This is a genomic window from Streptomyces gamaensis (genome assembly GCF_042656465.1).
GTDB lineage: Bacteria > Actinomycetota > Actinomycetes > Streptomycetales > Streptomycetaceae > Streptomyces > Streptomyces gamaensis.
This window is the reverse complement of record NZ_JBHSPB010000009.1, coordinates 177,777-201,551: the sequence shown is the minus strand read 5'-3', so window position 1 is coordinate 201,551 and position 23,775 is coordinate 177,777. Positions and strand designations below refer to the sequence as shown.

The window sequence follows — 23,775 nt, the reverse complement described above, 5'->3', positions numbered from 1 at the left end:
GAGGGCGTACCGTGCACCGCCGGCACAACGGGCTCAGGACCGCCGTCCTCCTCGGAGGACTGTCCGCGCTCATCATCGTCATCGGCAGCTTCTTCGGACGCGGGGGCCTGGTCGTCGCCGTCCTCGTCGCCCTCGGCACCAACGCCTACGCCTACTGGAACAGCGACAGGATCGCGCTGCGCGCCATGCGCGCCCGCCCCGTCAGCGAGTTCGAGGCCCCGCACCTCTACCGCATGGTGCGCGAGCTCTCCACCGCCGCCCGCCAGCCCATGCCCCGGCTCTACATCTCCCCCACCGAGGCCCCCAACGCCTTCGCCACCGGCCGCAACCCGCGCCACGCCGCCGTCTGCTGCACCGACGGCATCCTGCGCCTGCTCGACGAGCGCGAACTGCGCGGCGTCATCGGCCACGAGCTCAGCCACGTCTACAACCGCGACATCCTCATCTCCTCCGTCGCGGGCGCCCTCGCCTCCGTGGTGATGTTCCTGGTCAACTTCGCCTGGCTGGTGCCCTTCGGCCGCTCCGACGACGACGAGGGCCCCGGCATCATCGGCATGATCATGATCATGCTGCTGGGTCCGGTCGCCGCCTCCCTCATCCAGCTCGCCGTCAGCCGCTCCCGCGAGTACGAGGCCGACGCCTCCGGCGCCCGCCTCACCGGCGACCCCCTCGCCCTCGCCTCCGCCCTGCGCAAGCTCGAACTGGGCACCCAGCGCGCCCCGTTGCCGCCCGAGCCCCGCATCGAGACCGCGAGCCACATGATGATCGCGAACCCCTTCCGCGCGGGCGAGGGCCTGTCCAAGCTCTTCTCCACCCACCCGCCCATGGCCGAACGCATCACCCGCCTGGAGAACATGGCGGGCCAGGGGCGGCGGTAGGGCGGGGCCGTGCCTTCCGCGGCCCGGCAACCGTTGAGGGGTGTGCCGTCGTCTCAGCGGTCAGAAGTGTGCCCGACCCGGAAGGCTGTCGACCATGAAGTTCGTCCTGAATGTCATCTGGCTGGTTCTCTGTGGCTTCTGGATGGCGGTCGGCTACGTCGTCGCGGGCCTCATCTGCTGCGTGCTCATCATCACCATTCCTTTTGGCATCGCCAGCTTCCGCATCGCCAACTTCGCCCTGTGGCCCTTCGGCCGGACGACCGTCGAGCGGCGCGACGCGGGCGCCGGTTCCTGCATCGGAAACATCATCTGGATCATCGTCGCCGGCTGGTGGCTGACGCTCGGCCACATCGTGACGGGTATCGCCCTGTGCTGCACGATCATCGGTATCCCGCTGGGCATCGCGAACTTCAAGCTGATCCCGGTTTCCCTGATGCCGCTCGGCCGTGAAATCGTCCCGACGGACCAGCGGTTCGGAAACGGCTGGTGATCCACGGAGCAGTGGAATACCGAAGGGGCGCCGGGGAACAACTCCCCGGCGCCCCTTCGGTTCCGCGCTCGGACGGGCCCCAAAAGGCCCGCATTCAGCGGTAGTTGACGAACTGGATCGCGAAGTCCAGGTCCTTGCCCTTCAGCAGGGCGATGACGGCCTGCAGGTCGTCCCGGCTCTTGGAGCTGACGCGCAGCTCGTCGCCCTGGATCTGGGCCTTGACGCCCTTGGGGCCCTCGTCGCGGATGATCTTGGAGACCTTCTTCGCGTTCTCCTGGGAGATGCCCTCCTGGACCGTCGCGAAGATCTTGTATTCCTTGCCCGAGAGCTGCGGCTCTCCCGTCTCCAGCGCCTTCAGCGAGATACCGCGCTTGATCAGCTTGGACTGGAAGATGTCGAGAACGGCCTTGACCCGCTCCTCGCCGTTGGCGCGCATCTCGATCTTCTCGCCGGACCACGCGATCGAGGCGTCGGCGCCCTTGAAGTCGTAGCGCGTCGAGATCTCCTTGGCGGCCTGGTTGAGGGCGTTGTCGACCTCCTGCCGCTCGACCTTCGAGACGATGTCGAAACTGGAGTCGGCCATATTGAGTTGGCTCCTCGTACGTAGATCCATCAGGGGGTGCGGCCCGGGGGACCCCGGTACGGGCCGGAGGGCCGGGTGCCGCTTGCGTCAGCCTAGCCACCCGGGGCCGCGGGGCGGGGCGGCGAACCGAGTGGCGGAGCACCCCAGGTCATCGGGTATGGTTTACGTCGTTGCCACGGAACGCCTCGCAAGGGCGTACGGAGCGACGAACCCATGGCGGTGTGCCCGAGTGGCCAATGGGAGCGGACTGTAAATCCGTCGGCTTAGCCTACCCAGGTTCGAATCCTGGCGCCGCCACGGACAAGGACCCCTGACCTCACGGTCAGGGGTCCTTTTCGTTGTCGGCGCGTTGCCGGCCCGTTGTCGGGGGCACCGGGCCGCCCGCCGCTATCCGGCCGCGACCGCGCCCTTGACCGCCTCGTCCACCGGCGTCTCCCCGCCGGTCAGCTCCAGGGTGCGGCCCGCCGTGGCCGGCTCGTCCAGCAGCGCGAGCAGGACGGCCGCGACGTCGTCGCGGGTCACCTCGCCGCGGCCGGTGCTCGCGGCCAGCGCGACCAGGCCCGTACCGGGTCCGTCGGTGAGCCGGCCGGGGCGCAGGACCGTCCAGTCGAGGCCCGCGCGTGCGCGTACGTCCGCGTCGGCCGCGCCCTTGGCGCGCAGATAGGCGGCGAAGACCGGGTCGGTGCCCGGCGGCGGCTCGTGGTCGGCGCCCATCGCGGAGACGACGAGGAAGCGCCGCACCCCGGCGGCCTCGGCGGCGTCCGCGAAGAGGACGGCGGCGGCGCGGTCGACGGTGTCCTTGCGCGCGGCCCCGCTGCCCGGCCCCGCGCCGGCCGCGAAGACGGCCGCGTCGGCGGACTCCAGATGCCGTGCGACGTCGGCGACGGACGCCGACTCCAGGTCGATCACGACCGGTTCGGCCCCTGCCGCGAGCAGGTCGCCCGCCTGTTCCGGTCTGCGGATGATGCCCGCGACCTCGTCCCCCCGCGCGTGCAGCAGCCGTTCCAGCCGCAGCGCGATCCTGCCGTGTCCACCAGCGATGACAATGCGCATGATCCGACCGTACGCCGCTCGCGGTGATCGCACAGGAGGGCGCTACGAGGGCTCGCCGCCGCGCGCGGCCTGCCGGGGCAGTTCGAGCGCGGCCACGGCCGAGGAGTCGCAGAACTCGCGCACCGCGCTCGTACGGGCCACGACGCGCCCCTGATGCACCACCAGGCGGCTGTAGGCGAGGGAGAGTACGCCCTCGATGCGCTCGCCCCGTACGGCCAGCAGCTCCGCCGGGAAGCCCGCCTCCACCCGCACCTGCGGCAGCCCCATCGCCGCCCGCGCCCGCGCGCTGACGGTCTCGTAGGCCTCGTCGGGGCGCAGTTCGCCGCGCGAGGCGAGCAGGAAGGCGGCCTCCAACGGGTCGCCGCGGCCCACGGGGTTGGCGGCGTCGCGCACCGCGCCGCTGCCCGCCGTCACCCGTACTCCGGCGGCCCGCAGCAGCCGTACCGGCGCGCAGCGCGAGACGGGTTCCGCGCGCTGTTCCATCGCCCCGCAGTCGCCCTGCGGCAGGCACACGACGGTCACTCCGGCGGCCGCGAGCTGCTCGGCGACGCGGGCGGCGGCCTCGTGCGGCAGCCGGGCCAGGCCCCCGCAGGGGCCGAGCGTGACGCCGGTGCGCAGCCCGCCGGCCATGGCCGCGAGGCGCGCGAGCCGGGCGGGGTCGTCGCCGTCGGTGTGCAGGTCGACGGCGCAGCCGTACTCGGCGGCGAGGTCCAGGACCGTCTCGGTGTAGCCGGCGGGATCGGGGTCCAGATCGGGGCAACCCCCCACCGCGGCCCCCATTTTGACGGCGTCCTTGAGCATGGCCAGGCTGTCGGCGCCCGCGGCGCCGGTGAGCAGCCGGGGGACGGCGACGGTGCTCAGGTCGGTCAGGCCGCGCAGCGCGCGCCGGGCCCGCAGGACGGCCTCCAGGGGGCGCAGGCCCTGGACGTCGCCGATGCGTACGTGGCAGCGCAGTGCGGTCGCGCCGTGCCCGAGCTGCAGCAGCGCGGCCTCGGTGGCGCGCCGCTGGACGTCCTCGGCGGCGCGGGAGACGGGGCCGGCGGAGTCGGCGGTCAGGGCGGTGTCGCCGTGGGCGTGCGGTTCGGCGGGGGCGGGCAGCAGGAGATAGCCGCTGAGGTCCACGCGGGGGCCGGGGACCAGGCTGCCGGCGGTGCCGACGGCCTCGATCCGGCCGCCGCTGAGGCGGACGTCCACGGTGCGGCCGTCGGCGAGCCGGGCGCCGCACAGCACCAGGACGCCGTCGTCGGGCAGGCCGCCGGGCGGGAGTGCGGGTACGGCGGCGGACGGGACGGGCTCGTCGCCGTGGTGTCTGGGGGGCTGCGGCTGGCTGTCGGGCATCGCGCTCCTCCGGGGGCCGGGGCGTGCATGATCACGCAGCGTGGTCCGAGCCTAGGGCGCGTTCGGAACCGCTTCGAGCAAGCGACGAATAGTCGTACTGGTGTGGTGCGGGTGTGGTGCGAGGGCTGTCCGGAGGGGGTGCCGGGGCGCCGTCCGGACGTGGATTTCACCTTCGGCGGCCAACCGTGTAATGTCTTCCTCGCTCGCCCCAATAGCTCAGTCGGCAGAGCGTCTCCATGGTAAGGAGAAGGTCAACGGTTCGATTCCGTTTTGGGGCTCTGGTGTGAGAGGGGTTCCCCGCCTTAGGGTGGGGAGCATCTCCCGCATCTCAGCGGTGTAGCTCAGTCGGTAGAGCAAGCGGCTCATAATCGCTGTGTCACCGGTTCAAGTCCGGTCACCGCTACACACAGTAGCCGATTGTGGGGTCGGTCCCTCCGGTCGGCTACTCTTGTCTGCGTTCCATTCGTCCATCCGCGTCAAGGAGCACTCACGTGGCTGCCACCGACGTCCGCCCGAAGATCACGCTGGCCTGCGTGGAGTGCAAGGAGCGGAACTACATCACCAAGAAGAACCGGCGCAACGACCCGGATCGTCTTGAGATGAAGAAGCACTGCCCGCGTTGCAACGCGCACACCGCGCACCGCGAGACGCGCTGACTTAACAAGCTCGTCAGTGAGGCCGTCCCCGATTCCCGGGGGCGGCCTCGCGGCATTCGGTCTGCCTGTACCGTCCTGGTGTCTGCTCACCTTGTCCACTCAGGAGGTACCGAGCCATGGCGCTCGACCAGTCCTTCGTCGGACGGACCTATCCGGCCAGTGACCCCTATGAGGTCGGCCGGGAGAAGATCCGTGAATTCGCCGTGGCCGTCGGCGATGCCAATCCGGTGTACACCGATCCCGAGGCCGCCAAGGCGCTCGGCCACCCGGATGTGATCGCCCCGCCGACTTTTGTGTTCGCCATCACGTTCAAGGCCGCCGAGCAGGTCGTGCAGGACCCGCAGCTGGGCCTGGACTACGACCGGGTCGTGCACGGCGACCAGAAGTTCGCCTACACCCGTCCGGTGCGCGCCGGTGACCGGCTGTCGGTGATCTCGACGATCGAGTCCGTGAAGTCCGTGGCGGGCAACGACCTGGTCTCGGTCCGCGGTGATGTGCACGACGAGAGCGGGGAGCTCGTCGTGACCGCCCATACCCTGCTGGTCTCCCGCGCCGCCGAGGAGGGCTGATGGCTGCCAAGGTTTCCTACGAGGACGTCACGGTCGGCACCGAGCTGCCGGCGCGGACCTTCCCGGTCACCCGGGCCGACCTGGTGCGCTACGCGGGCGCCTCGGGCGACTTCAACCCGATCCACTGGAACGAGAGGTTCGCCAAGGAGGTCGGGCTGCCGGACGTCATCGCGCACGGCATGTTCACGATGGCCGAGGCGGTGCGCGTGGTGACCGACTGGGCGGGCGACCCCGGGGCGCTCGTCGAGTACGGGGTGCGCTTCACCAAGCCGGTCGTCGTGCCCGACGACGACAAGGGCGCGGTCATCGAGGTCAGCGCCAAGGTCGCGGCCAAGCTCGACGACGAGGCCCGTACGGTCCGCGTCGACCTGCTGGCCAAGAGCGCCGGCGAGAAGGTGCTGGGCATGTCCCGCGCGGTGGTCAGGCTCGCCTGACGCGGACGTACGCGGCCGCACGCGACGAGTGAGACGGTAAGGGGCGCCCTCCAGTGTGGGGCGCCCCTTACCGCGTCCGGGGGCGGGCACCGCGGAACCGTACCCTTGTGCCCGTGCAGGAACTCCACGACGCTCCCCTCGCCCCCCTGACCACCTTCCGGCTCGGCGGTCCCGCGACCCGGCTGGTCACGGCCACCACCGACGACGAGGTGGTCGCGGCCGTCCGCGAAGCCGACGCCGCCGGCACCCCGCTGCTGGTCATCGGCGGCGGCAGCAACCTCGTGATCTCCGACAGGGGCTTCGAGGGCACGGCCCTGCACATCGCCACCCGCGGCTTCGCCCTGGACGGCACCCGGCTCGAACTCGCCGCCGGCGAGAACTGGTCCGACGCCGTGGCCCGCGTCGTCGAGGCGGGCCTGGCGGGCATCGAGTGCCTGGCCGGCATCCCCGGCTCCGCCGGCGCGACACCGATCCAGAACGTCGGCGCGTACGGCCAGGACGTCTCGGCGACGATCACCGAGGTGGTCGCCTACGACCGCCGTACCGGCGGGACCGTGGTGATCCCGAACGAGGACTGCGCCTTCTCCTACCGCCACAGCCGCTTCAAGCAGGACCCCGACCGCTACGTGGTGCTGCGCGTCCGCTTCGAGCTGGAGGACGCGGGCGGGATGTCCGGCCCCCTGAGGTACGCGGAGACCGCCCGCGCGCTGGGTGTTCGGGCCGGGGAGCGGGTGCCGGTGGCGGCGGCCCGCGAGACGGTGCTGAAGCTGCGGTCCGGCAAGGGCATGGTCCTCGACCCGGAGGACCACGACACGTGGTCGGCGGGCTCGTTCTTCACCAACCCGGTGCTCACCGAGGCCGAGCACGCCGCCTTCCTGGCCCGCGTCGCCGAACGGCTCGGCGCGGACGTCGCCCCGCCCGGCTACCCGGCGGGCGACGGCCTGGTGAAGACCTCGGCGGCCTGGCTCATCGACAAGGCCGGCTTCACCAAGGGCTACGGCACCGGCCCGGCCCGGATCTCCACCAAACACACCCTCGCCCTGACCAACCGCGGCGCGGCCACCACCGAGGACCTCCTCACCCTGGCCCGCGAGGTCCGCGAGGGCGTCCGCGAGGCGTTCGGGGTGACGCTCGTCAACGAGCCGGTGACGGTGGGCGTCCACCTCTAGCCTCCGGCACGGGCGGGGGACGTCCCCCGGAACCGGGGCGCTGTCCCGGCGGTGGACGCTCGGGCTCCCGGTGTCGCGACCGGCGCCCGCCGGGGGCTCCCGCGCCCGTATCGGAGCGCAGTCCGGCTCTGGCCTCGGGCACGGGCGGGGGACGTCCCGCGGAACCGGAGTGCTGTCCCGGCGGTGGATGCCCGGGCTCCCGTTACCGCGACCAGCGCCCGTCGGGGCCCCGCGCTCGTACCGGAGTGCCGTCCGGCTCTGGCCTCCGGCACGGGTCGGGTACGTCCCCTGGAACCGGAGCGCTGTCCCGGTGGCGGCCGCCCGGGCTCCCGTTGCCGCGACCGGCGTCCGTCGGGCCCCCGCGCCCGTATCGGAGTGCCGTCCGGCTCTGATCTCCGGCACGGGCCGGGTACGTCCCCCTGGAACCGGAGCGCCGTCCCGGCGGTGGACGCCCGGGCCCATGCTGCCGCGACCGGCGCTCGCCGGGGCCCCGCGCCCGTATCGGAGCGCCGTCCGGGCCGTGCGCCCGTCAGCGGCCCGCTGAGCCGCTCGTTAGGCCGCGAGCCAGCCGTCCACGCCCGCCAGCAGTCGTTCGCGCACGTCCTGCGGGGCCCGGGAGGCGCGGATCGACTGGCGGGCCAGTTCCGCGAGGCCCTCGTCCGTGAACCCGTGGTGCTCGCGGGCGAGTTCGTACTGGGCGGCCAGGCGGGAGCCGAACAGCAGCGGGTCGTCGGCGCCCAGCGCTATCGGCACCCCGGCGTCGAACAGGGTCCGCAGCGGTACGTCCGCGGGCTTGTCGTAGACGCCGAGGGCGACATTGGACGAGGGGCACACCTCGCAGGTCACCCCGCGTTCGGCGAGCCGTCGCAGCAGCCGGGGGTCCTCGGCGGCCCGTACCCCGTGGCCCACCCGGCCCGCGTGCAGGTCGTCCAGGCAGTCGCGCACGCTGCTCGGGCCGGACAGCTCGCCGCCGTGCGGGGCGGCGAGCAGCCCGCCCTGCCGGGCGATCTCGAAGGCGCGGTCGAAGTCCCGGGCCAGACCGCGCCGTTCGTCGTTGGAGAGCCCGAAGCCGACGACGCCGCGGTCGGCGTAGCGCACCGCGAGCCGCGCGAGCGTACGGGCCTCCAGGGGGTGCTTCATCCGGTTCGCCGCGACCAGGACGCGCATACCGAGCCCGGTCTCGCGGGAAGCGCTCTCCACCGCGTCCAGGATGATCTCCAGCGCGGGGATCAGCCCGCCCAGCCGGGGCGCGTACGAGGTGGGGTCGACCTGGATCTCCAGCCAGCCGGAGCCGTCGCGCACGTCCTCCTCGGCGGCCTCGCGCACCAGCCGCCGGATGTCCTCGGGGGAGCGCAGGCACGAGCGGGCGATGTCGTACAGCCGCTGGAAGCGGAACCAGCCGCGCTCGTCCGTGGCCCGCAGTCTCGGCGGCTCCCCGCCGCTGAGCGCCTCGGGCAGGTGCACCCCGTACTTGTCGGCGAGTTCGAGCAGGGTCGAGGGGCGCATGGACCCGGTGAAGTGCAGATGCAGATGGGCCTTCGGCAGCAGGCGTACGTCGCGAACACTCTCCATCTTGGGATCTTGCCTCACCTCCGGGACAACCGGAAGGGACTTTCTCCTATCGGAGAACCACCCGAATACGCCTGCGGGTCCCCGGCACGCACCGGGGACCCGCAGGGAACGCCGGGCCTTTTCCAGGCCCCGGCTCAGGCTGTGGCTCAGGCCTTGGCCTCGGCGAGCAGCTTCTGGATCCGGGAGACGCCCTCCACCAGGTCCTCGTCGCCCAGCGCGTAGGACAGCCGCAGATAGCCCGGCGTGCCGAAGGCCTCGCCCGGGACGACCGCGACCTCGGCCTCCTCCAGGATCAGCGCGGCGAGCTCGACGGAGGTCGCGGGCCGCTTGCCCCGGATCTCCTTGCCGAGCAGCTCCTTGACCGATGGGTAGGCGTAGAAGGCGCCCTCGGGCTCGGGGCAGTAGACGCCCTCGATCTCGTTGAGCATGCGCACGATCGTCCGGCGGCGGCGGTCGAAGGCGACCTTCATCTCCTCGACGGCCTTCAGATCGCCGGAGACGGCGGCCAGCGCGGCCATCTGCGCGACGTTGGAGACGTTGGAGGTGGCGTGCGACTGCAGGTTGGTCGCGGCCTTGACGACGTCCTGCGGGCCGATGACCCAGCCCACGCGCCAGCCGGTCATCGCGTACGTCTTCGCGACGCCGTTGACGACGACGCACTTGTCGCGCAGCTGCGGCACCACCACGGGCAGCGAGGCGAACTCGGCGTCGCCGTAGACCAGGTGCTCGTAGATCTCGTCGGTCAGCACCCACAGGCCGTGCTCGGCGGCCCAGCGGCCGATCTCCTCGATCTGCTCGCGGCTGTAGACGGCGCCGGTGGGGTTGGAGGGGGAGACGAACACCAGCACCTTCGTGCGCTCGGTGCGGGCCGCCTCCAGCTGCTCGACGGAGACCCGGTAGCCGGTGGTCTCGTCGGCGACGACCTCGACCGGGACACCGCCGGCCAGGCGGATCGACTCGGGGTAGGTGGTCCAGTACGGGGCGGGCACGATGACCTCGTCGCCCGGGTCGACGATCGCGGCGAACGCCTCGTAGATGGCCTGCTTGCCGCCGTTGGTGACGAGCACCTGCGAGGGCTCGACCTCGTAGCCGGAGTCGCGCTTGGTCTTGGCGGCGATCGCGGCCTTCAGCTCGGGCAGCCCGCCGGCCGGGGTGTAGCGGTGGAAGCGCGGGTCGCGGCAGGCCTCGACCGCGGCCTCGACGATGTAGTCCGGCGTCGGGAAGTCGGGCTCGCCCGCGCCGAAGCCGATCACCGGGCGGCCCGCGGCCTTGAGGGCCTTGGCCTTGGCGTCCACGGCGAGGGTGGCGGACTCGGAGATCGCGGAGATCCGGGCGGAGAGCCGGCGCCCGGCGGGGGACGGGGACGAGGAAGTCTCAGGGGTCGCAGAGGTCATAGGGGCATGCTCGCAGACCCGGGACGAAGCGGGCACGCCGGTTTGCCGGACTTCCTCCGCCGGGAACGGGCCCGGGGGCGCTTCGCGGGCGGTCCGCCGTGGGCGTCGGGGCGGTGGGCGCGGAGCGCTGTTCGACGGATGGCCGCCGGAGCACGTACACTCACTGACCGTTGGCCCCCCTCGCCGTCGGATCCGGCGTGTTTCCGGGTTTCCGGCTGCGCGCACGACGTGCGTACGGACGGATGCGGTACGTTTGGGGGGAACCACAAAGGGTCGTAGCTCAATTGGTAGAGCACTGGTCTCCAAAACCAGCGGTTGGGGGTTCAAGTCCCTTCGGCCCTGCTACACGCATCATCACCAGGGTGCGTGCGCGTACGTAGCGAAATGCACCGCCGTGCGGCTCATCCGGGCGCGGCACGGCGCACGACCCGGATTCAGGTGAGGACGTAGTGACGGAAGCCCTTGGCTCCACCGCGACGCCTGAGAGCGGTCGTCCCGAGGACGAGGTGGCCGTCAAGAAGGGCCGCCGCGGCGGGAAGCGCGGTAAGAAGGGTCCTCTGGGCCGCCTCGCGCTGTTCTACCGGCAGATCGTCGCAGAGCTCCGCAAGGTCGTCTGGCCCACCCGGAGCCAGCTGTCGACGTACACCACCGTGGTGATCGTCTTTGTCGTCATCGTCATTGGCCTGGTCACCGTGATTGACTATGGGTTCACCAACGCCGTCAAGTACGTCTTCGGCTGAACCCGCGCGCAGGGCGGACGCCGGTCGGCGGTCCGCCCCTTCGCTCGTTCCACCCCTTGAAGCCAGGAAGAAGCAGCCACGTGTCTGACCCGAACCTGAACGACGCCGCCGACTCGTCGAAGCCGGCGGAGGCCGACGTGGACGCGGCAGTCTCGGCCGAGGTCCAGGGCGACGACACCGCGCAGGAGATCGTCGAGAACGCCGACGGCATCGACGAGCTCGACGCCGAGGACGCCGCCGCGGGCGAGCCCGCCGAGCAGGCCGCCGTGCACGTCGAGAGCGACGCCGAGCTGTCGGCCGCCGAGCCCGCCGAGGAGGCCCCGGCGGAGGAGCAGGCCGAGGCCGACCCGGTCGAGGCCCTCCGTGAGGAGCTGCGCTCCCTGCCCGGCGAGTGGTACGTCATCCACACCTACGCGGGCTACGAGAACCGCGTGAAGACCAACCTCGAACAGCGCGCCGTCTCGCTCAACGTCGAGGACTACATCTTCCAGGCCGAGGTGCCGCAGGAGGAGGTCGTCCAGATCAAGGGCGGCGACCGCCGCACCGTCCGCCAGAACAAGCTGCCCGGCTATGTGCTGGTGCGCATGGACCTGACGAACGAGTCCTGGGGCGTCGTCCGCAACACCCCGGGTGTCACCGGCTTCGTGGGCAACGCCTACGACCCGTACCCGCTGACCTTGGACGAGATCGTCAAGATGCTCGCGCCGGAGGCCGAGGCCAAGGCCGCCCGCGAGGCCGCCGAGGCCGAGGGCAAGCCGGTGCCGGCTCGCAAGGTCGAGGTCCAGGTGCTGGACTTCGAGGTCGGCGACTCGGTCACCGTCACCGACGGCCCGTTCGCGACGCTGCAGGCGACCATCAACGAGATCAACGCCGACTCGAAGAAGGTCAAGGGCCTCGTCGAGATCTTCGGCCGCGAGACCCCGGTCGAGCTGAGCTTCGACCAGATCCAGAAGAACTAGCTTCCACGCGTCCGAGAGGCCAGACCAGGCGGTCTGGCCTCTCGGTTTTTGGCCCGGCCGCGTTACCCGTTATCGTGGTGCGGTATGCCTGCGCGCAGTGTGCGCGGGCAAAAAAACTCTCACTAGGACCCGGAGAGAGCAATGCCTCCCAAGAAGAAGAAGGTCACGGGGCTTATCAAGCTCCAGATCCAGGCCGGTGCCGCCAACCCGGCCCCGCCGGTCGGCCCCGCGCTGGGTCAGCACGGCGTCAACATCATGGAGTTCTGCAAGGCCTACAACGCCGCGACCGAGTCGCAGCGTGGCATGGTCGTGCCGGTGGAGATCACGGTCTACGAGGACCGTTCCTTCACCTTCGTGACCAAGACTCCGCCGGCCGCGAAGCTGATCCTCAAGGCCGCGGGCGTGGAGAAGGGCTCCGGCGAGCCGCACAAGACCAAGGTCGCCAAGATCACCCGCGACCAGGTCCGCGACATCGCCACCACCAAGATGCCCGACCTGAACGCCAACGACCTGGACGCCGCCGAGAAGATCATCGCCGGCACCGCCCGCTCCATGGGCATCACGGTCGAGGGCTGAATCAGCCTCCCCGCCGTTTCGGCACCCCCGTGGAAGGGCCGGCGCGGCCCGCACCACGAACTCCATAGCTACTGAGGAGCAGCAGTGAAGCGCAGCAAGACTCTCCGCGCTGCGGACGCCAAGATCGAGGCGGAGCGCCTTTACGCTCCGCTTGAGGCCGTCCGTCTCGCCAAGGAGACCTCCAGCACCAAGTTCGACGGCACCGTCGAGGTCGCCATGCGTCTGGGCGTCGACCCGCGCAAGGCCGACCAGATGGTCCGTGGCACCGTGAACCTTCCGCACGGCACCGGTAAGACCGCCCGGGTCCTGGTCTTCGCGACCGGTGACCGTGCCGAGGCCGCGCGTGCCGCGGGCGCCGACATCGTCGGTGCCGACGAGCTGATCGACGAGGTCGCCAAGGGCCGCCTGGACTTCGACTCCGTCGTCGCCACCCCGGACCTCATGGGCAAGGTCGGCCGTCTCGGCCGCGTGCTCGGTCCGCGTGGTCTGATGCCGAACCCGAAGACCGGCACCGTCACCCCGGACGTGGCCAAGGCCGTGACCGAGATCAAGGGCGGCAAGATCGAGTTCCGCGTCGACAAGCACTCGAACCTGCACTTCATCATCGGCAAGGTCTCCTTCGACGAGCAGAAGCTCGTCGAGAACTACGCTGCGGCGCTTGAGGAGATCACCCGACTGAAGCCGTCCGCCGCCAAGGGCCGCTACATCAAGAAGGCCACCGTGACCACCACGATGGGCCCCGGCATCCCGGTCGACCCGAACCGCACCCGCAACCTCCTCGCGGAGGACGAGACCGTCTGAAGCTGACGGACTCGCGCGGCGCGTGACGTCGTGAGCCGGGCCCCGCACCCCTTCCCGGGTGCGGGGCCCGGCTTTTTCACGTTTCCTTGTCGCCGCCTTCGGCTAGGGTGCCTGTGATCGAAAGTTAAAAAGTTCTCCAAGGGGGAAATGATGGGCAAGTCGACGTTCCGCCGCACCGGTGTCTGCATATCCGCGGTGGCCCTGCTCGGTGGCGCTGTCGCCTGTACGTCGGACGGGGACGGCAAGTCCTCCGGGGCCGCCAAGACGCCCGTACAGGCGCTGCAGGCGGCCTTCAAGAAGACGAGCGCGGCGAAGTCGGCCAAGGTGCACATGACCGTCTCCGCCCCGGAGGGGGCCGGTACGGCGGCCGGCACCGAGGTCACCATGGACGGCGTCGTGGGCTGGAACCCGGGCGTGATGGACATGACGATGTCCGGCGCCGGTGCGGCGGCGGCCGGTGCCGCGGGCGGCGACGGCAAGACGCGCATGATCATGATCGACAACGTGATGTACACGCAGCTGCCGGCCGGGTCCATGAAGGACGCGCCCGAGGCGATGCGCGGCAAGAAGTGGATGAAGCTCGACGCCAAGTCCGCCCCCAACGCCGCGCTGCAGAAGTCGATGGGCTCGAAGATGGACAGCGCCAACCAGGACCCGTCCAAGCAGATGGCGACGCTGCTCGACTCCCCGAACCTCAAGCGGGTCGGCGAGGAGAAGGTCAACGGGACCTCGGCCCAGCACTACAAGGGCACGCTGACCGTCGACGACATGGCCAAGGGCACGGCCTCGGCCGAGGTCATGGACGCCAAGGAGCGCGAGGCCCTGCTGGAGACCGTCAAGCAGGCCGGCATCAAGAGCTACGACACCGACATCTGGGTCAACGGTGACAACCTCCCGGTGAAGATGACCGTGGTCATGGACAGCGCCCAGGGCAAGATGAAGATGAGCGCCGACTACACCGACTACGGCACCAAGGTGGACGTCAAGGCCCCGGCGGCCGGGGAGGTCGCCGACTTCGGTGACATGATCAAGGACCTCTCGAAGGCCGTCGAGGACGCCAAGCGCTCCTGACGCCGGCGCTCGGTCCCGAGCGCGTTCTTGACCCGATTTGCCTGACCGCAGGTCGCTCCCCTATCGTGTCCGGGAAGCCAAAGACCGCTGGTCGTTGCTATGTCTTCGAAGGAAGGCATGGTGGCCGAAGGATCCGCTAGCTGCGGGCGACCTGCGCAGGTGAATGTGGTCGAAACTCCCGTCGGGGCGGATGTCCCCTCGGTCGAGTCACGCCCCGAGCGCCTGCGCCGGGGCGTTTCGTTTTGCCCAGGCCCCTTCCGCCCGTATGCGGTCCGAATCACCCGGAAGGAGGCCGAGGCTCATGGCGAGGCCCGACAAGGCTGCCGCGGTTGCCGAGCTGACGGACAAGTTCCGCAGCTCGAACGCCGCTGTGCTGACCGAGTACCGCGGTCTCACCGTGGCGCAGCTCAAGACGCTGCGTCGTTCGCTCGGTGAGAACGCCCAGTACGCCGTGGTGAAGAACACGCTGACCAAGATCGCGGCCGGTGAGGCCGGGATCACGCTGCCGGGCGAGCTTTTCGCCGGCCCGACGGCGGCCGCCTTCATCACCGGTGACCCGGTGGAGGCGGCGAAGGGTCTTCGTGACTTCGCCAAGGAGAACCCGAATCTCATCATCAAGGGCGGTGTCCTTGATGGCAAGGCGATGACCGCCGATGAGATCAAGAAGCTTGCGGACCTCGAGTCCCGCGAGGTTCTGCTCAGCAAGCTGGCCGGTGCCATGAAGGGCAAGCAGTCCCAGGCTGCCTCGCTCTTCCAGGCGCTGCCGACGAAGCTCGTCCGCACCGTGGACGCGCTGCGCGCCAAGCAGGCCGAGCAGGGCGGTGCCGAGTAATTCGGCTCGCGCATTGACCGACGCTGCCTGAAGGCGCCGGTCGCAGCGGGCCGTACGCCCGCCGTCATATACATCCCGGCACCTGCCGATTTAGTGGAAGGACCGCCATCATGGCGAAGCTGACCAAGGACGAGCTGCTCGCGCAGTTCGAGGAGATGACCCTCATCGAGCTGGCCGAGTTCGTCTCCGCCTTCGAGGAGAAGTTCGACGTCACCGCCGCCGCTGCCGCGCCGGTCGTCGTCGCCGGCGGTGTCGCCGGTGGCGAGGCTGCCGCCGCCGAGGAGAAGGACGAGTTCGACGTCATCCTCACCGCCGCCGGTGACAAGAAGATCCAGGTCATCAAGGTCGTGCGTGAGCTGACCTCCCTCGGCCTGAAGGAGGCCAAGGACCTGGTCGACGGCACCCCGAAGCCGGTTCTGGAGAAGGTCGCGAAGGACGCCGCGGACAAGGCCAAGGAGGCCCTGGAGGGCGCCGGCGCCTCGGTCGAGGTCAAGTGACCCCCGGAGTCCGCTGACTCCTCGCGCCGCCAGGCGCACACCAAGTCCAAGGGCGATCACCCATGCGGGTGGTCGCCCTTGGGCGTTGTCGGGACGGCAGGTTGCCCTGTGGGCGGGGGCGAGTATGGTGATCTTCGTTGTCCTGTCGTGCGGGTCGTGACGCCCGCGCCATTCGGCCGTTGGAAGCGACGGGGTGACGGGTGGCGGCAGGCGGTTCGGCAGGGGCGCTGTGAGGCGAAGGGCCTTGACGAACGCGACGGGGCGCGCAATTCTCAGGACGCGTCGCCACATCGATCCACCGTCCGAGGCATGGATCGTGGGCGGGCTGGGAAGTCTTGCGTCAGACGATGCCGGGGCGCGCAGCGCCGGATGTCGTGGATGGGCACTGACCGCGAGGGACAACAGCATCCCGGAGGGAGAGATTGGTATCGCACCGGTCTCGGGATATCCGCTCTGGACATCAGTGGGCCAAGTGGCTACACTGACCCTTTGCGCTGCCTGTTAGCTGCTCCCTGCCCGTCACCAGGGGCATGCCCACTGTCGAGCACTGCTGATGGAAACCCGCTGAGCTGGGACTTTCCTCGTATGCACGGAGTGGGGCCGGTACGCGCGTAGTGAGTCCGAGCCCTCGGAAGGACCCCCTCTTGGCCGCCTCGCGCAACGCCTCGACTGCCAATACGAACAACGGCGCCAGCACCGCCCCGCTGCGCATCTCCTTTGCGAAGATCAAGGAGCCTCTTGAGGTTCCGAACCTCCTCGCGCTGCAGACCGAGAGCTTCGACTGGCTGCTCGGCAACGCTGCCTGGAAGGCTCGCGTCGAGGCTGCGCTGGAGAGCGGTCAGGACGTGCCCACCAAGTCCGGTCTGGAGGAGATCTTCGAGGAGATCTCCCCGATCGAGGACTTCTCCGGGTCGATGTCGCTGACCTTCCGCGACCACCGTTTCGAGCCCCCGAAGAACTCGATCGACGAGTGCAAGGAGCGCGACTTCACGTACGCGGCTCCGCTCTTCGTCACCGCCGAGTTCACCAACAACGAGACCGGCGAGATCAAGTCGCAGACGGTCTTCATGGGCGACTTCCCGCTCATGACGCCGAAGGGCACCTTCTGCATCAACGGCACCGAGCGTGTCGTCGTCTCGCAGCTGGTGCGTTCGCCGGGTGTCTACTTCGATTCCTCCATCGACAAGACCTCCGACAAGGACATCTTCACCGCCAAGATCATCCCGTCCCGGGGTGCCTGGCTGGAGATGGAGATCGACAAGCGCGACATGGTCGGTGTGCGTATCGACCGCAAGCGCAAGCAGTCGGTCACGGTGCTGCTCAAGGCGCTCGGCTGGACCACCGAGCAGATCCTTGAGGAGTTCGGCGAGTACGAGTCGATGCGCGCCACCCTGGAGAAGGACCACACCCAGGGCCAGGACGACGCGCTGCTCGACATCTACCGCAAGCTCCGTCCGGGCGAGCCGCCGACGCGTGAGGCCGCCCAGACGCTGCTGGAGAACCTCTACTTCAACCCCAAGCGCTACGACCTGGCGAAGGTCGGCCGCTACAAGGTCAACAAGAAGCTGGGCGCCGACGCCCCGCTCGACGCCGGTGTGCTGACCGTCGACGATGTCATCGCGACGATCAAGTACCTGGTGAAGCTGCACGCCGGCGAGGTCGAGACGGTCGGCGAGAACGGCACCCAGATCGTCGTCGAGACCGACGACATCGACCACTTCGGCAACCGTCGTCTGCGCAACGTCGGCGAGCTCATCCAGAACCAGGTCCGCACCGGTCTGGCCCGTATGGAGCGCGTCGTCCGCGAGCGGATGACCACCCAGGACGTCGAGGCGATCACGCCGCAGACCCTGATCAACATCCGGCCGGTCGTCGCCTCCATCAAGGAGTTCTTCGGCACCAGCCAGCTGTCCCAGTTCATGGACCAGACGAACCCGCTGTCGGGCCTGACCCACAAGCGCCGTCTGTCCGCGCTGGGCCCCGGCGGTCTGTCCCGTGAGCGGGCCGGCTTCGAGGTCCGAGACGTCCACCCGTCGCACTACGGCCGTATGTGCCCGATCGAGACGCCCGAAGGCCCGAACATCGGTCTGATCGGCTCGCTCGCCTCCTACGGTCGCGTCAACGCCTTCGGCTTCGTCGAGACCCCGTACCGCAAGGTCGTCGACGGCCAGGTCACCGACGAGGTGAACTACCTGACTGCCGACGAGGAGGACCGCTTCGTCATCGCCCAGGCGAACGCCCCCCTCACCGAGGAGCTGCGGTACGCCGAGGCGCGTGTGCTGGTCCGTCGCCGCGGCGGCGAGGTCGACTACGTCGACCCGTCCGAGGTCGACTACATGGACGTCTCGCCGCGCCAGATGGTGTCGGTCGCGACCGCCATGATCCCCTTCCTTGAGCACGACGACGCCAACCGCGCGCTCATGGGATCGAACATGATGCGCCAGGCCGTTCCGCTGATCAAGGCGGAGGCCCCGCTGGTCGGCACCGGCATGGAGTACCGCTGCGCGGTCGACGCCGGTGACGTCATCAAGGCCGAGAAGGACGGTGTGGTCCAGGAGGTCTCCGCGGACTACGTCACCGTCGCCAACGACGACGGCACGTACAACACGTACCGGGTCGCCAAGTTCTCGCGCTCCAACCAGGGCACGTCCTTCAACCAGAAGGTCGTCGTCGACGAGGGCGCCCGTGTCGTCGCCGGCCAGGTGCTGGCCGACGGTCCGTCCACGGACGAGGGCGAGATGGCCCTCGGCAAGAACCTCCTCGTGGCGTTCATGCCGTGGGAGGGCCACAACTACGAGGACGCGATCATCCTGTCGCAGCGCCTCGTGCAGGACGACGTCCTCTCCTCGATCCACATCGAGGAGCACGAGGTCGACGCCCGTGACACCAAGCTGGGCCCCGAGGAGATCACCCGGGACATCCCGAACGTCTCCGAGGAGGTCCTCGCCGACCTCGACGAGCGCGGCATCATCCGTATCGGTGCCGAGGTCGTCGCCGGCGACATCCTGGTCGGCAAGGTCACCCCGAAGGGCGAGACCGAGCTGACCCCGGAGGAGCGCCTGCTCCGCGCGATCTTCGGTGAGAAGGCCCGTGAGGTCCGTGACACCTCGCTGAAGGTGCCGCACGGTGAGATCGGCAAGGTCATCGGCGTGCGCGTCTTCGACCGCGAGGAGGGCGACGAGCTGCCGCCGGGCGTGAACCAGCTGGTCCGCGTCTACGTCGCGCAGAAGCGCAAGATCACCGACGGTGACAAGCTCGCCGGCCGTCACGGCAACAAGGGTGTCATCTCCAAGATCCTGCCGGTCGAGGACATGCCGTTCCTGGAGGACGGCACCCCGGTCGACATCATCCTCAACCCGCTCGGTGTCCCGTCCCGAATGAACCCGGGACAGGTCCTTGAGATCCACCTGGGCTGGCTCGCCAGCCGGGGCTGGAAGGTCGAGGGCGACGAGGACTGGATGAAGCGCCTGAAGGCGATCGGCGCCGACGACGTCGCGCCGGGCACCAACGTCGCGACCCCGGTCTTCGACGGTGCCCGCGAGGACGAGATCGCCGGTCTCTTCGAGTCGACGATCCCCAACCGCGACGGCGACCGTCTGGTCCTGCCCTCCGGCAAGGCCCGGATGTTCGACGGCCGCTCCGGCGAGCCGTTCCCGGACCCGATCTCCGTCGGGTACATGTACATCCTCAAGCTGCACCACCTGGTCGACGACAAGCTGCACGCCCGCTCGACCGGTCCGTACTCCATGATCACCCAGCAGCCGCTGGGTGGTAAGGCTCAGTTCGGTGGCCAGCGCTTCGGTGAGATGGAGGTGTGGGCGCTGGAGGCTTACGGCGCCGCGTACGCCCTCCAGGAGCTGCTGACCATCAAGTCCGACGACGTCACCGGCCGTGTGAAGGTCTACGAGGCGATCGTCAAGGGCGAGAACATCCCCGAGCCGGGCATCCCCGAGTCCTTCAAGGTGCTCATCAAGGAGATGCAGTCCCTGTGCCTCAACGTGGAGGTGCTGTCCTCGGACGGCATGTCCATCGAGATGCGCGACACCGACGAGGACGTCTTCCGCGCTGCGGAGGAGCTCGGTATCGACCTGTCCCGGCGCGAGCCGAGCAGCGTCGAAGAGGTCTGACGGGTCTGGCGGGGGTTCCCCTGCGGAACCCCCGCCGTCCCCGGACCCCCAGACCACTGATGTAGAGCCCATAGCCCGCCACGGCGGGAGGGCACGAACCCTGAAAGAGGGATTGACGACAAAGTGCTCGACGTCAACTTCTTCGACGAGCTGCGGATCGGCCTGGCGACCGCGGACGACATCCGAACCTGGTCCCACGGCGAGGTCAAGAAGCCGGAGACCATCAACTACCGCACCCTGAAGCCGGAAAAGGACGGGCTCTTCTGCGAGAAGATCTTCGGCCCCACCCGGGACTGGGAGTGCTACTGCGGCAAGTACAAGCGCGTCCGCTTCAAGGGCATCATCTGTGAGCGCTGTGGTGTCGAGGTCACCCGCGCCAAGGTGCGCCGTGAGCGGATGGGTCACATCGAGCTGGCCGCTCCCGTCACCCACATCTGGTACTTCAAGGGCGTTCCGTCGCGTCTGGGCTACCTGCTCGACCTGGCCCCGAAGGACCTGGAGAAGGTCATCTACTTCGCGGCCTACATGATCACGTGGGTCGACGAGGAGCGCCGTACGCGCGACCTGCCCTCGCTGGAGGCCCATGTCTCCGTCGAGCGCCAGCAGGTCGAGCAGCGCCGTGACGCCGACCTGGAGGCCCGCGCCAAGAAGCTCGAGGCCGACCTGGCCGAGCTGGAGGCCGAGGGCGCCAAGGCCGATGTGCGCCGCAAGGTGCGCGAGGGCGCCGAGCGTGAGATGAAGCAGCTGCGCGACCGCGCGCAGCGCGAGATCGACCGCCTCGACGAGGTGTGGAACCGCTTCAAGAACCTCAAGGTCCAGGACCTTGAGGGCGACGAGCTGCTCTACCGCGAGCTGCGCGACCGCTTCGGCACCTACTTCTCCGGTGCGATGGGCGCCGCGGCGCTGCAGAAGCGCCTGGAGTCCTTCGACCTGGAGGAGGAGGCCGAGCGCCTCCGCGAGATCATCCGGACCGGCAAGGGCCAGAAGAAGACCCGTGCGCTCAAGCGTCTGAAGGTCGTCTCCGCCTTCCTGCAGACCCGCAACAGCCCCAGCGGCATGGTGCTGGACTGCATCCCCGTGATCCCGCCGGACCTGCGTCCGATGGTGCAGCTGGATGGTGGCCGCTTCGCGACCTCCGACCTGAACGACCTGTACCGCCGCGTCATCAACCGCAACAACCGCCTCAAGCGTCTCCTTGACCTCGGTGCGCCCGAGATCATCGTGAACAACGAGAAGCGGATGCTGCAGGAGGCCGTCGACGCGCTGTTCGACAACGGCCGCCGCGGCCGTCCGGTCACGGGCCCGGGCAACCGCCCGCTGAAGTCCCTGTCCGACATGCTCAAGGGCAAGCAGGGTCGCTTCCGTCAGAACCTGCTCGGCAAGCGAGTCGACTACTCGGCGCGTTCCGTCATCGTCGTCGGCCCGCAGCTCAAGCTGCACCAGTGCGGTCTGCCCAAGGCCATGGCGCTGGAGCTGTTCAAGCCGTTCGTGATGAAGCGCCTGGTCGACCTGAACCACGCGCAGAACATCAAGTCGGCCAAGCGCATGGTCGAGCGCGGCCGCACCGTGGTGTACGACGTCCTCGAAGAGGTCATCGCCGAGCACCCGGTGCTGCTGAACCGTGCGCCCACGCTGCACCGTCTGGGCATCCAGGCCTTCGAGCCGCAGCTGGTCGAGGGCAAGGCCATCCAGATTCACCCGCTCGTGTGCACCGCGTTCAACGCGGACTTCGACGGTGACCAGATGGCCGTGCACCTGCCGCTGTCCGCGGAGGCGCAGGCCGAGGCCCGCATCCTGATGCTGTCCTCGAACAACATCCTCAAGCCGGCCGACGGCCGTCCGGTCACCATGCCGACCCAGGACATGGTGCTGGGCCTGTTCTTCCTCACCACCGACGAGGAGGAGCGCCAGGTCGTGGGCGAGGGCCGGTTCTTCGGCTCCGTCGCCGAGGCGATCATGGCCTTCGACGCCCGCGAGCTGTCGCTGCAGGCGAAGGTCGACATCCGCTTCCCGATCGGCACCGTCCCGCCGCGCGGCTGGACCCCGCCGGTCGCCGAGGAGGGCGAGCCGGAGTGGCAGCAGGGTGACAGCTTCCGGCTGCGCACCACGCTGGGCCGCGCGCTCTTCAACGAGCTGCTGCCCGAGGACTACCCGTTCGTCGACTACTCGGTCGGCAAGAAGCAGCTCTCCGAGATCGTCAACGACCTCGCCGAGCGCTACCCGAAGGTGACCGTCGCCGCGACGCTGGACAACCTGAAGGCGGCGGGCTTCTACTGGGCGACCCGTTCCGGTGTCACCGTGGCCATCTCCGACGTCGTGGTCCCCGAGGCCAAGAAGGCGATCGTCGCGGGCTACGAGGCGCAGGACGAGAAGGTCCAGAAGCAGTACGAGCGCGGTCTGATCACCAAGGACGAGCGTACGCAGGAGCTCATCGCGATCTGGACCAAGGCGACCAACGAGGTCGCCGAGGCGATGAACGCGAACTTCCCCAAGACGAACCCCATCTTCATGATGGTTGACTCGGGTGCCCGAGGAAACATGATGCAGATGCGGCAGATCGCCGGTATGCGTGGTCTGGTGTCGAACGCGAAGAACGAGACCATCCCGCGACCCATCAAGGCGTCGTTCCGTGAGGGTCTCTCCGTGCTGGAGTACTTCATCTCCACCCACGGTGCCCGTAAGGGTCTCGCGGACACCGCTCTGCGTACCGCCGACTCGGGTTACCTGACCCGTCGTCTGGTGGACGTCTCCCAGGATGTGATCATTCGCGAGGAGGACTGCGGCACCGACCGCGGTCTGAAGCTGACGATCGCCTCCCGTGGCGAGGACGGCGTCCTGACCAAGGCCGAGGACGTCGAGACCAGCGTCTACGCCCGCATGCTGGCGGAGGACGTGGTCGTCGACGGCAAGGTCATCGCGCCGGCCAACGTCGACCTCGGTGACGTGCTCATCGACCAGCTCATCGCCAACGGCGTCGAGACGGTCAAGACCCGCTCGGTCCTCACCTGCGAGTCCGCGGTCGGCACCTGTGCCTACTGCTACGGCCGCTCGCTGGCGACCGGCAAGCTGGTGGACATCGGTGAGGCGGTCGGCATCATCGCCGCCCAGTCCATCGGTGAGCCCGGTACCCAGCTGACGATGCGTACCTTCCACACCGGTGGTGTGGCCGGTGACGACATCACCCAGGGTCTGCCGCGTGTCGTCGAGCTCTTCGAGGCCCGTACGCCCAAGGGTGTCGCCCCGATCTCGGAGGCGGCCGGCCGCGTCCGGATCGAGGAGACCGAGAAGACCAAGAAGATCGTCGTCACCCCGGACGACGGCTCCGAGGAGACCGCGTTCGCGATCTCCAAGCGGGCCCGTCTGCTGGTCTCCGAGGGCGAGCACGTCGAGGTGGGCCAGAAGCTCACCGTGGGTGCCACCAACCCGCACGACGTCCTGCGCATCCTCGGCCAGCGCGCCGTCCAGGTCCACCTGGTCGGCGAGGTCCAGAAGGTCTACAACTCGCAGGGTGTGTCGATCCACGACAAGCACATCGAGATCATCATCCGGCAGATGCTGCGCCGCGTGACGATCATCGAGTCCGGCGACGCGGAGCTGCTGCCGGGCGAGCTCGTGGAGCGCTCGCGCTTCGAGTCCGAGAACCGTCGTGTGGTCAACGAGGGCGGTCACCCCGCCTCCGGCCGTCCGCAGCTGATGGGTATCACCAAGGCCTCGCTGGCGACCGAGTCGTGGCTGTCGGCGGCGTCCTTCCAGGAGACGACGCGAGTCCTCACGGACGCGGCGATCAACGCCAAGTCCGACTCGCTCATCGGTCTCAAGGAGAACGTCATCATCGGTAAGCTCATCCCGGCCGGTACGGGTCTGTCCCGCTACCGCAACATCCGGGTCGAGCCGACCGAGGAGGCCAAGGCCGCGATGTACTCGGCCGTCGGCTACGACGACATCGACTACTCCCCCTTCGGGACGGGGTCGGGTCAGGCGGTCCCGCTGGAGGACTACGACTACGGTCCGTACAACCAGTAAGCCGCGTCAGGCT

The 23,775-nt window shown here is 69.2% G+C and carries 20 protein-coding genes and 4 tRNA genes; 19 read left to right on the top strand and 5 right to left on the bottom strand.

The annotated features are described in order from the left end of the window. Positions 1-11 precede the first annotated feature (11 nt). Positions 12-878, top strand: a complete 867-nt coding sequence (htpX, locus tag ACFP1Z_RS17130) for a zinc metalloprotease HtpX (protein WP_390317240.1) — start codon at positions 12-14, stop codon at positions 876-878. A gap of 94 nt (positions 879-972) precedes the next feature. Then, positions 973-1,368: a YccF domain-containing protein gene (locus ACFP1Z_RS17125; protein ID WP_390317239.1), complete on the top strand. Its 396-nt coding sequence runs from the start codon at positions 973-975 to the stop codon at positions 1,366-1,368. Between the two features lie 94 nt (positions 1,369-1,462). On the opposite strand, the gene ACFP1Z_RS17120 is transcribed toward ACFP1Z_RS17125, so the two are convergent. After that, a complete protein-coding gene (locus ACFP1Z_RS17120) occupies positions 1,463-1,951 on the bottom strand; it encodes a YajQ family cyclic di-GMP-binding protein (protein ID WP_390317238.1) in 489 nt (162 codons plus the stop codon). Between the two features lie 215 nt (positions 1,952-2,166). Here ACFP1Z_RS17120 and ACFP1Z_RS17115 point away from each other — a divergent pair. Next, positions 2,167-2,248, top strand: a tRNA-Tyr gene (locus ACFP1Z_RS17115). Between the two features lie 90 nt (positions 2,249-2,338). On the opposite strand, the gene ACFP1Z_RS17110 is transcribed toward ACFP1Z_RS17115, so the two are convergent. Together ACFP1Z_RS17110 and ACFP1Z_RS17105 are read right to left on the bottom strand one after the other, a co-directional pair. After that, positions 2,339-3,004: an NAD(P)H-binding protein gene (locus ACFP1Z_RS17110; RefSeq protein ID WP_390317237.1), complete on the bottom strand. Its 666-nt coding sequence runs from the start codon at positions 3,002-3,004 to the stop codon at positions 2,339-2,341. 42 nt (positions 3,005-3,046) lie between these two features. Then, positions 3,047-4,342: an amidohydrolase family protein gene (locus ACFP1Z_RS17105; RefSeq protein ID WP_390317236.1), complete on the bottom strand. Its 1,296-nt coding sequence runs from the start codon at positions 4,340-4,342 to the stop codon at positions 3,047-3,049. 205 nt (positions 4,343-4,547) lie between these two features. On the opposite strand from ACFP1Z_RS17105, the gene ACFP1Z_RS17100 reads away from it, so the two are divergent. From ACFP1Z_RS17100 to ACFP1Z_RS17075, 6 genes are all read left to right on the top strand, one after another. Beyond that, positions 4,548-4,620 (top strand) — tRNA-Thr (locus ACFP1Z_RS17100). 52 nt (positions 4,621-4,672) lie between these two features. Further along, positions 4,673-4,745 (top strand) — tRNA-Met (locus ACFP1Z_RS17095). Between the two features lie 88 nt (positions 4,746-4,833). Continuing rightward, positions 4,834-4,998: a 50S ribosomal protein L33 gene (gene rpmG / locus ACFP1Z_RS17090; RefSeq protein WP_004571794.1), complete on the top strand. Its 165-nt coding sequence runs from the start codon at positions 4,834-4,836 to the stop codon at positions 4,996-4,998. Positions 4,999-5,114: 116 nt separating this feature from the next. After that, entirely contained in the window at positions 5,115-5,567 is a 453-nt protein-coding gene (locus ACFP1Z_RS17085; protein ID WP_390317234.1) for an FAS1-like dehydratase domain-containing protein, read from the top strand. Beyond that, positions 5,567-6,001, top strand: a complete 435-nt coding sequence (locus ACFP1Z_RS17080; protein WP_390317233.1) for a MaoC family dehydratase — start codon at positions 5,567-5,569, stop codon at positions 5,999-6,001. The genes ACFP1Z_RS17085 and ACFP1Z_RS17080 overlap by 1 nt, the downstream gene beginning before the upstream one ends. A gap of 113 nt (positions 6,002-6,114) precedes the next feature. After that, positions 6,115-7,170: a UDP-N-acetylmuramate dehydrogenase gene (locus ACFP1Z_RS17075; protein WP_390317232.1), complete on the top strand. Its 1,056-nt coding sequence runs from the start codon at positions 6,115-6,117 to the stop codon at positions 7,168-7,170. 552 nt (positions 7,171-7,722) lie between these two features. Here ACFP1Z_RS17075 and ACFP1Z_RS17070 read toward each other — a convergent pair. Together ACFP1Z_RS17070 and ACFP1Z_RS17065 are read right to left on the bottom strand one after the other, a co-directional pair. Next, entirely contained in the window at positions 7,723-8,742 is a 1,020-nt protein-coding gene (locus ACFP1Z_RS17070) for an adenosine deaminase (RefSeq protein ID WP_390317231.1), read from the bottom strand. A gap of 146 nt (positions 8,743-8,888) precedes the next feature. Further along, entirely contained in the window at positions 8,889-10,136 is a 1,248-nt protein-coding gene (locus ACFP1Z_RS17065) for a pyridoxal phosphate-dependent aminotransferase (protein ID WP_390317230.1), read from the bottom strand. 269 nt (positions 10,137-10,405) lie between these two features. Here ACFP1Z_RS17065 and ACFP1Z_RS17060 point away from each other — a divergent pair. From ACFP1Z_RS17060 to ACFP1Z_RS17015, 10 genes are all read left to right on the top strand, one after another. Beyond that, positions 10,406-10,478 (top strand) — tRNA-Trp (locus ACFP1Z_RS17060). Positions 10,479-10,585: 107 nt separating this feature from the next. Further along, positions 10,586-10,876: a preprotein translocase subunit SecE gene (gene secE, locus ACFP1Z_RS17055; RefSeq protein WP_390317229.1), complete on the top strand. Its 291-nt coding sequence runs from the start codon at positions 10,586-10,588 to the stop codon at positions 10,874-10,876. 80 nt (positions 10,877-10,956) lie between these two features. Beyond that, on the top strand, positions 10,957-11,835 hold the full coding sequence (nusG, locus tag ACFP1Z_RS17050) for a transcription termination/antitermination protein NusG (protein WP_390317228.1): 879 nt from the start codon (positions 10,957-10,959) through the stop codon (positions 11,833-11,835). A 141-nt stretch (positions 11,836-11,976) separates the two neighbouring features. Beyond that, complete coding sequence (gene rplK, locus ACFP1Z_RS17045) at positions 11,977-12,411, top strand: 50S ribosomal protein L11 (RefSeq protein ID WP_030412999.1); 435 nt, start codon at positions 11,977-11,979, stop codon at positions 12,409-12,411. Positions 12,412-12,495: 84 nt separating this feature from the next. Beyond that, positions 12,496-13,212, top strand: coding sequence for a 50S ribosomal protein L1 (rplA, locus tag ACFP1Z_RS17040; protein WP_390317226.1), 717 nt, complete (start codon positions 12,496-12,498; stop codon positions 13,210-13,212). 150 nt (positions 13,213-13,362) lie between these two features. Further along, a complete protein-coding gene (locus ACFP1Z_RS17035; protein WP_390317225.1) occupies positions 13,363-14,283 on the top strand; it encodes an SCO4651 family lipoprotein in 921 nt (306 codons plus the stop codon). A 301-nt stretch (positions 14,284-14,584) separates the two neighbouring features. After that, positions 14,585-15,115: a 50S ribosomal protein L10 gene (gene rplJ / locus ACFP1Z_RS17030; RefSeq protein WP_390317224.1), complete on the top strand. Its 531-nt coding sequence runs from the start codon at positions 14,585-14,587 to the stop codon at positions 15,113-15,115. Between the two features lie 110 nt (positions 15,116-15,225). Further along, positions 15,226-15,612: a 50S ribosomal protein L7/L12 gene (gene rplL / locus ACFP1Z_RS17025; RefSeq protein ID WP_390317223.1), complete on the top strand. Its 387-nt coding sequence runs from the start codon at positions 15,226-15,228 to the stop codon at positions 15,610-15,612. A 644-nt stretch (positions 15,613-16,256) separates the two neighbouring features. Then, positions 16,257-19,739: a DNA-directed RNA polymerase subunit beta gene (gene rpoB, locus ACFP1Z_RS17020; RefSeq protein ID WP_390317222.1), complete on the top strand. Its 3,483-nt coding sequence runs from the start codon at positions 16,257-16,259 to the stop codon at positions 19,737-19,739. 123 nt (positions 19,740-19,862) lie between these two features. After that, positions 19,863-23,762, top strand: coding sequence for a DNA-directed RNA polymerase subunit beta' (locus ACFP1Z_RS17015; protein ID WP_390317221.1), 3,900 nt, complete (start codon positions 19,863-19,865; stop codon positions 23,760-23,762). Positions 23,763-23,775 lie beyond the last annotated feature (13 nt).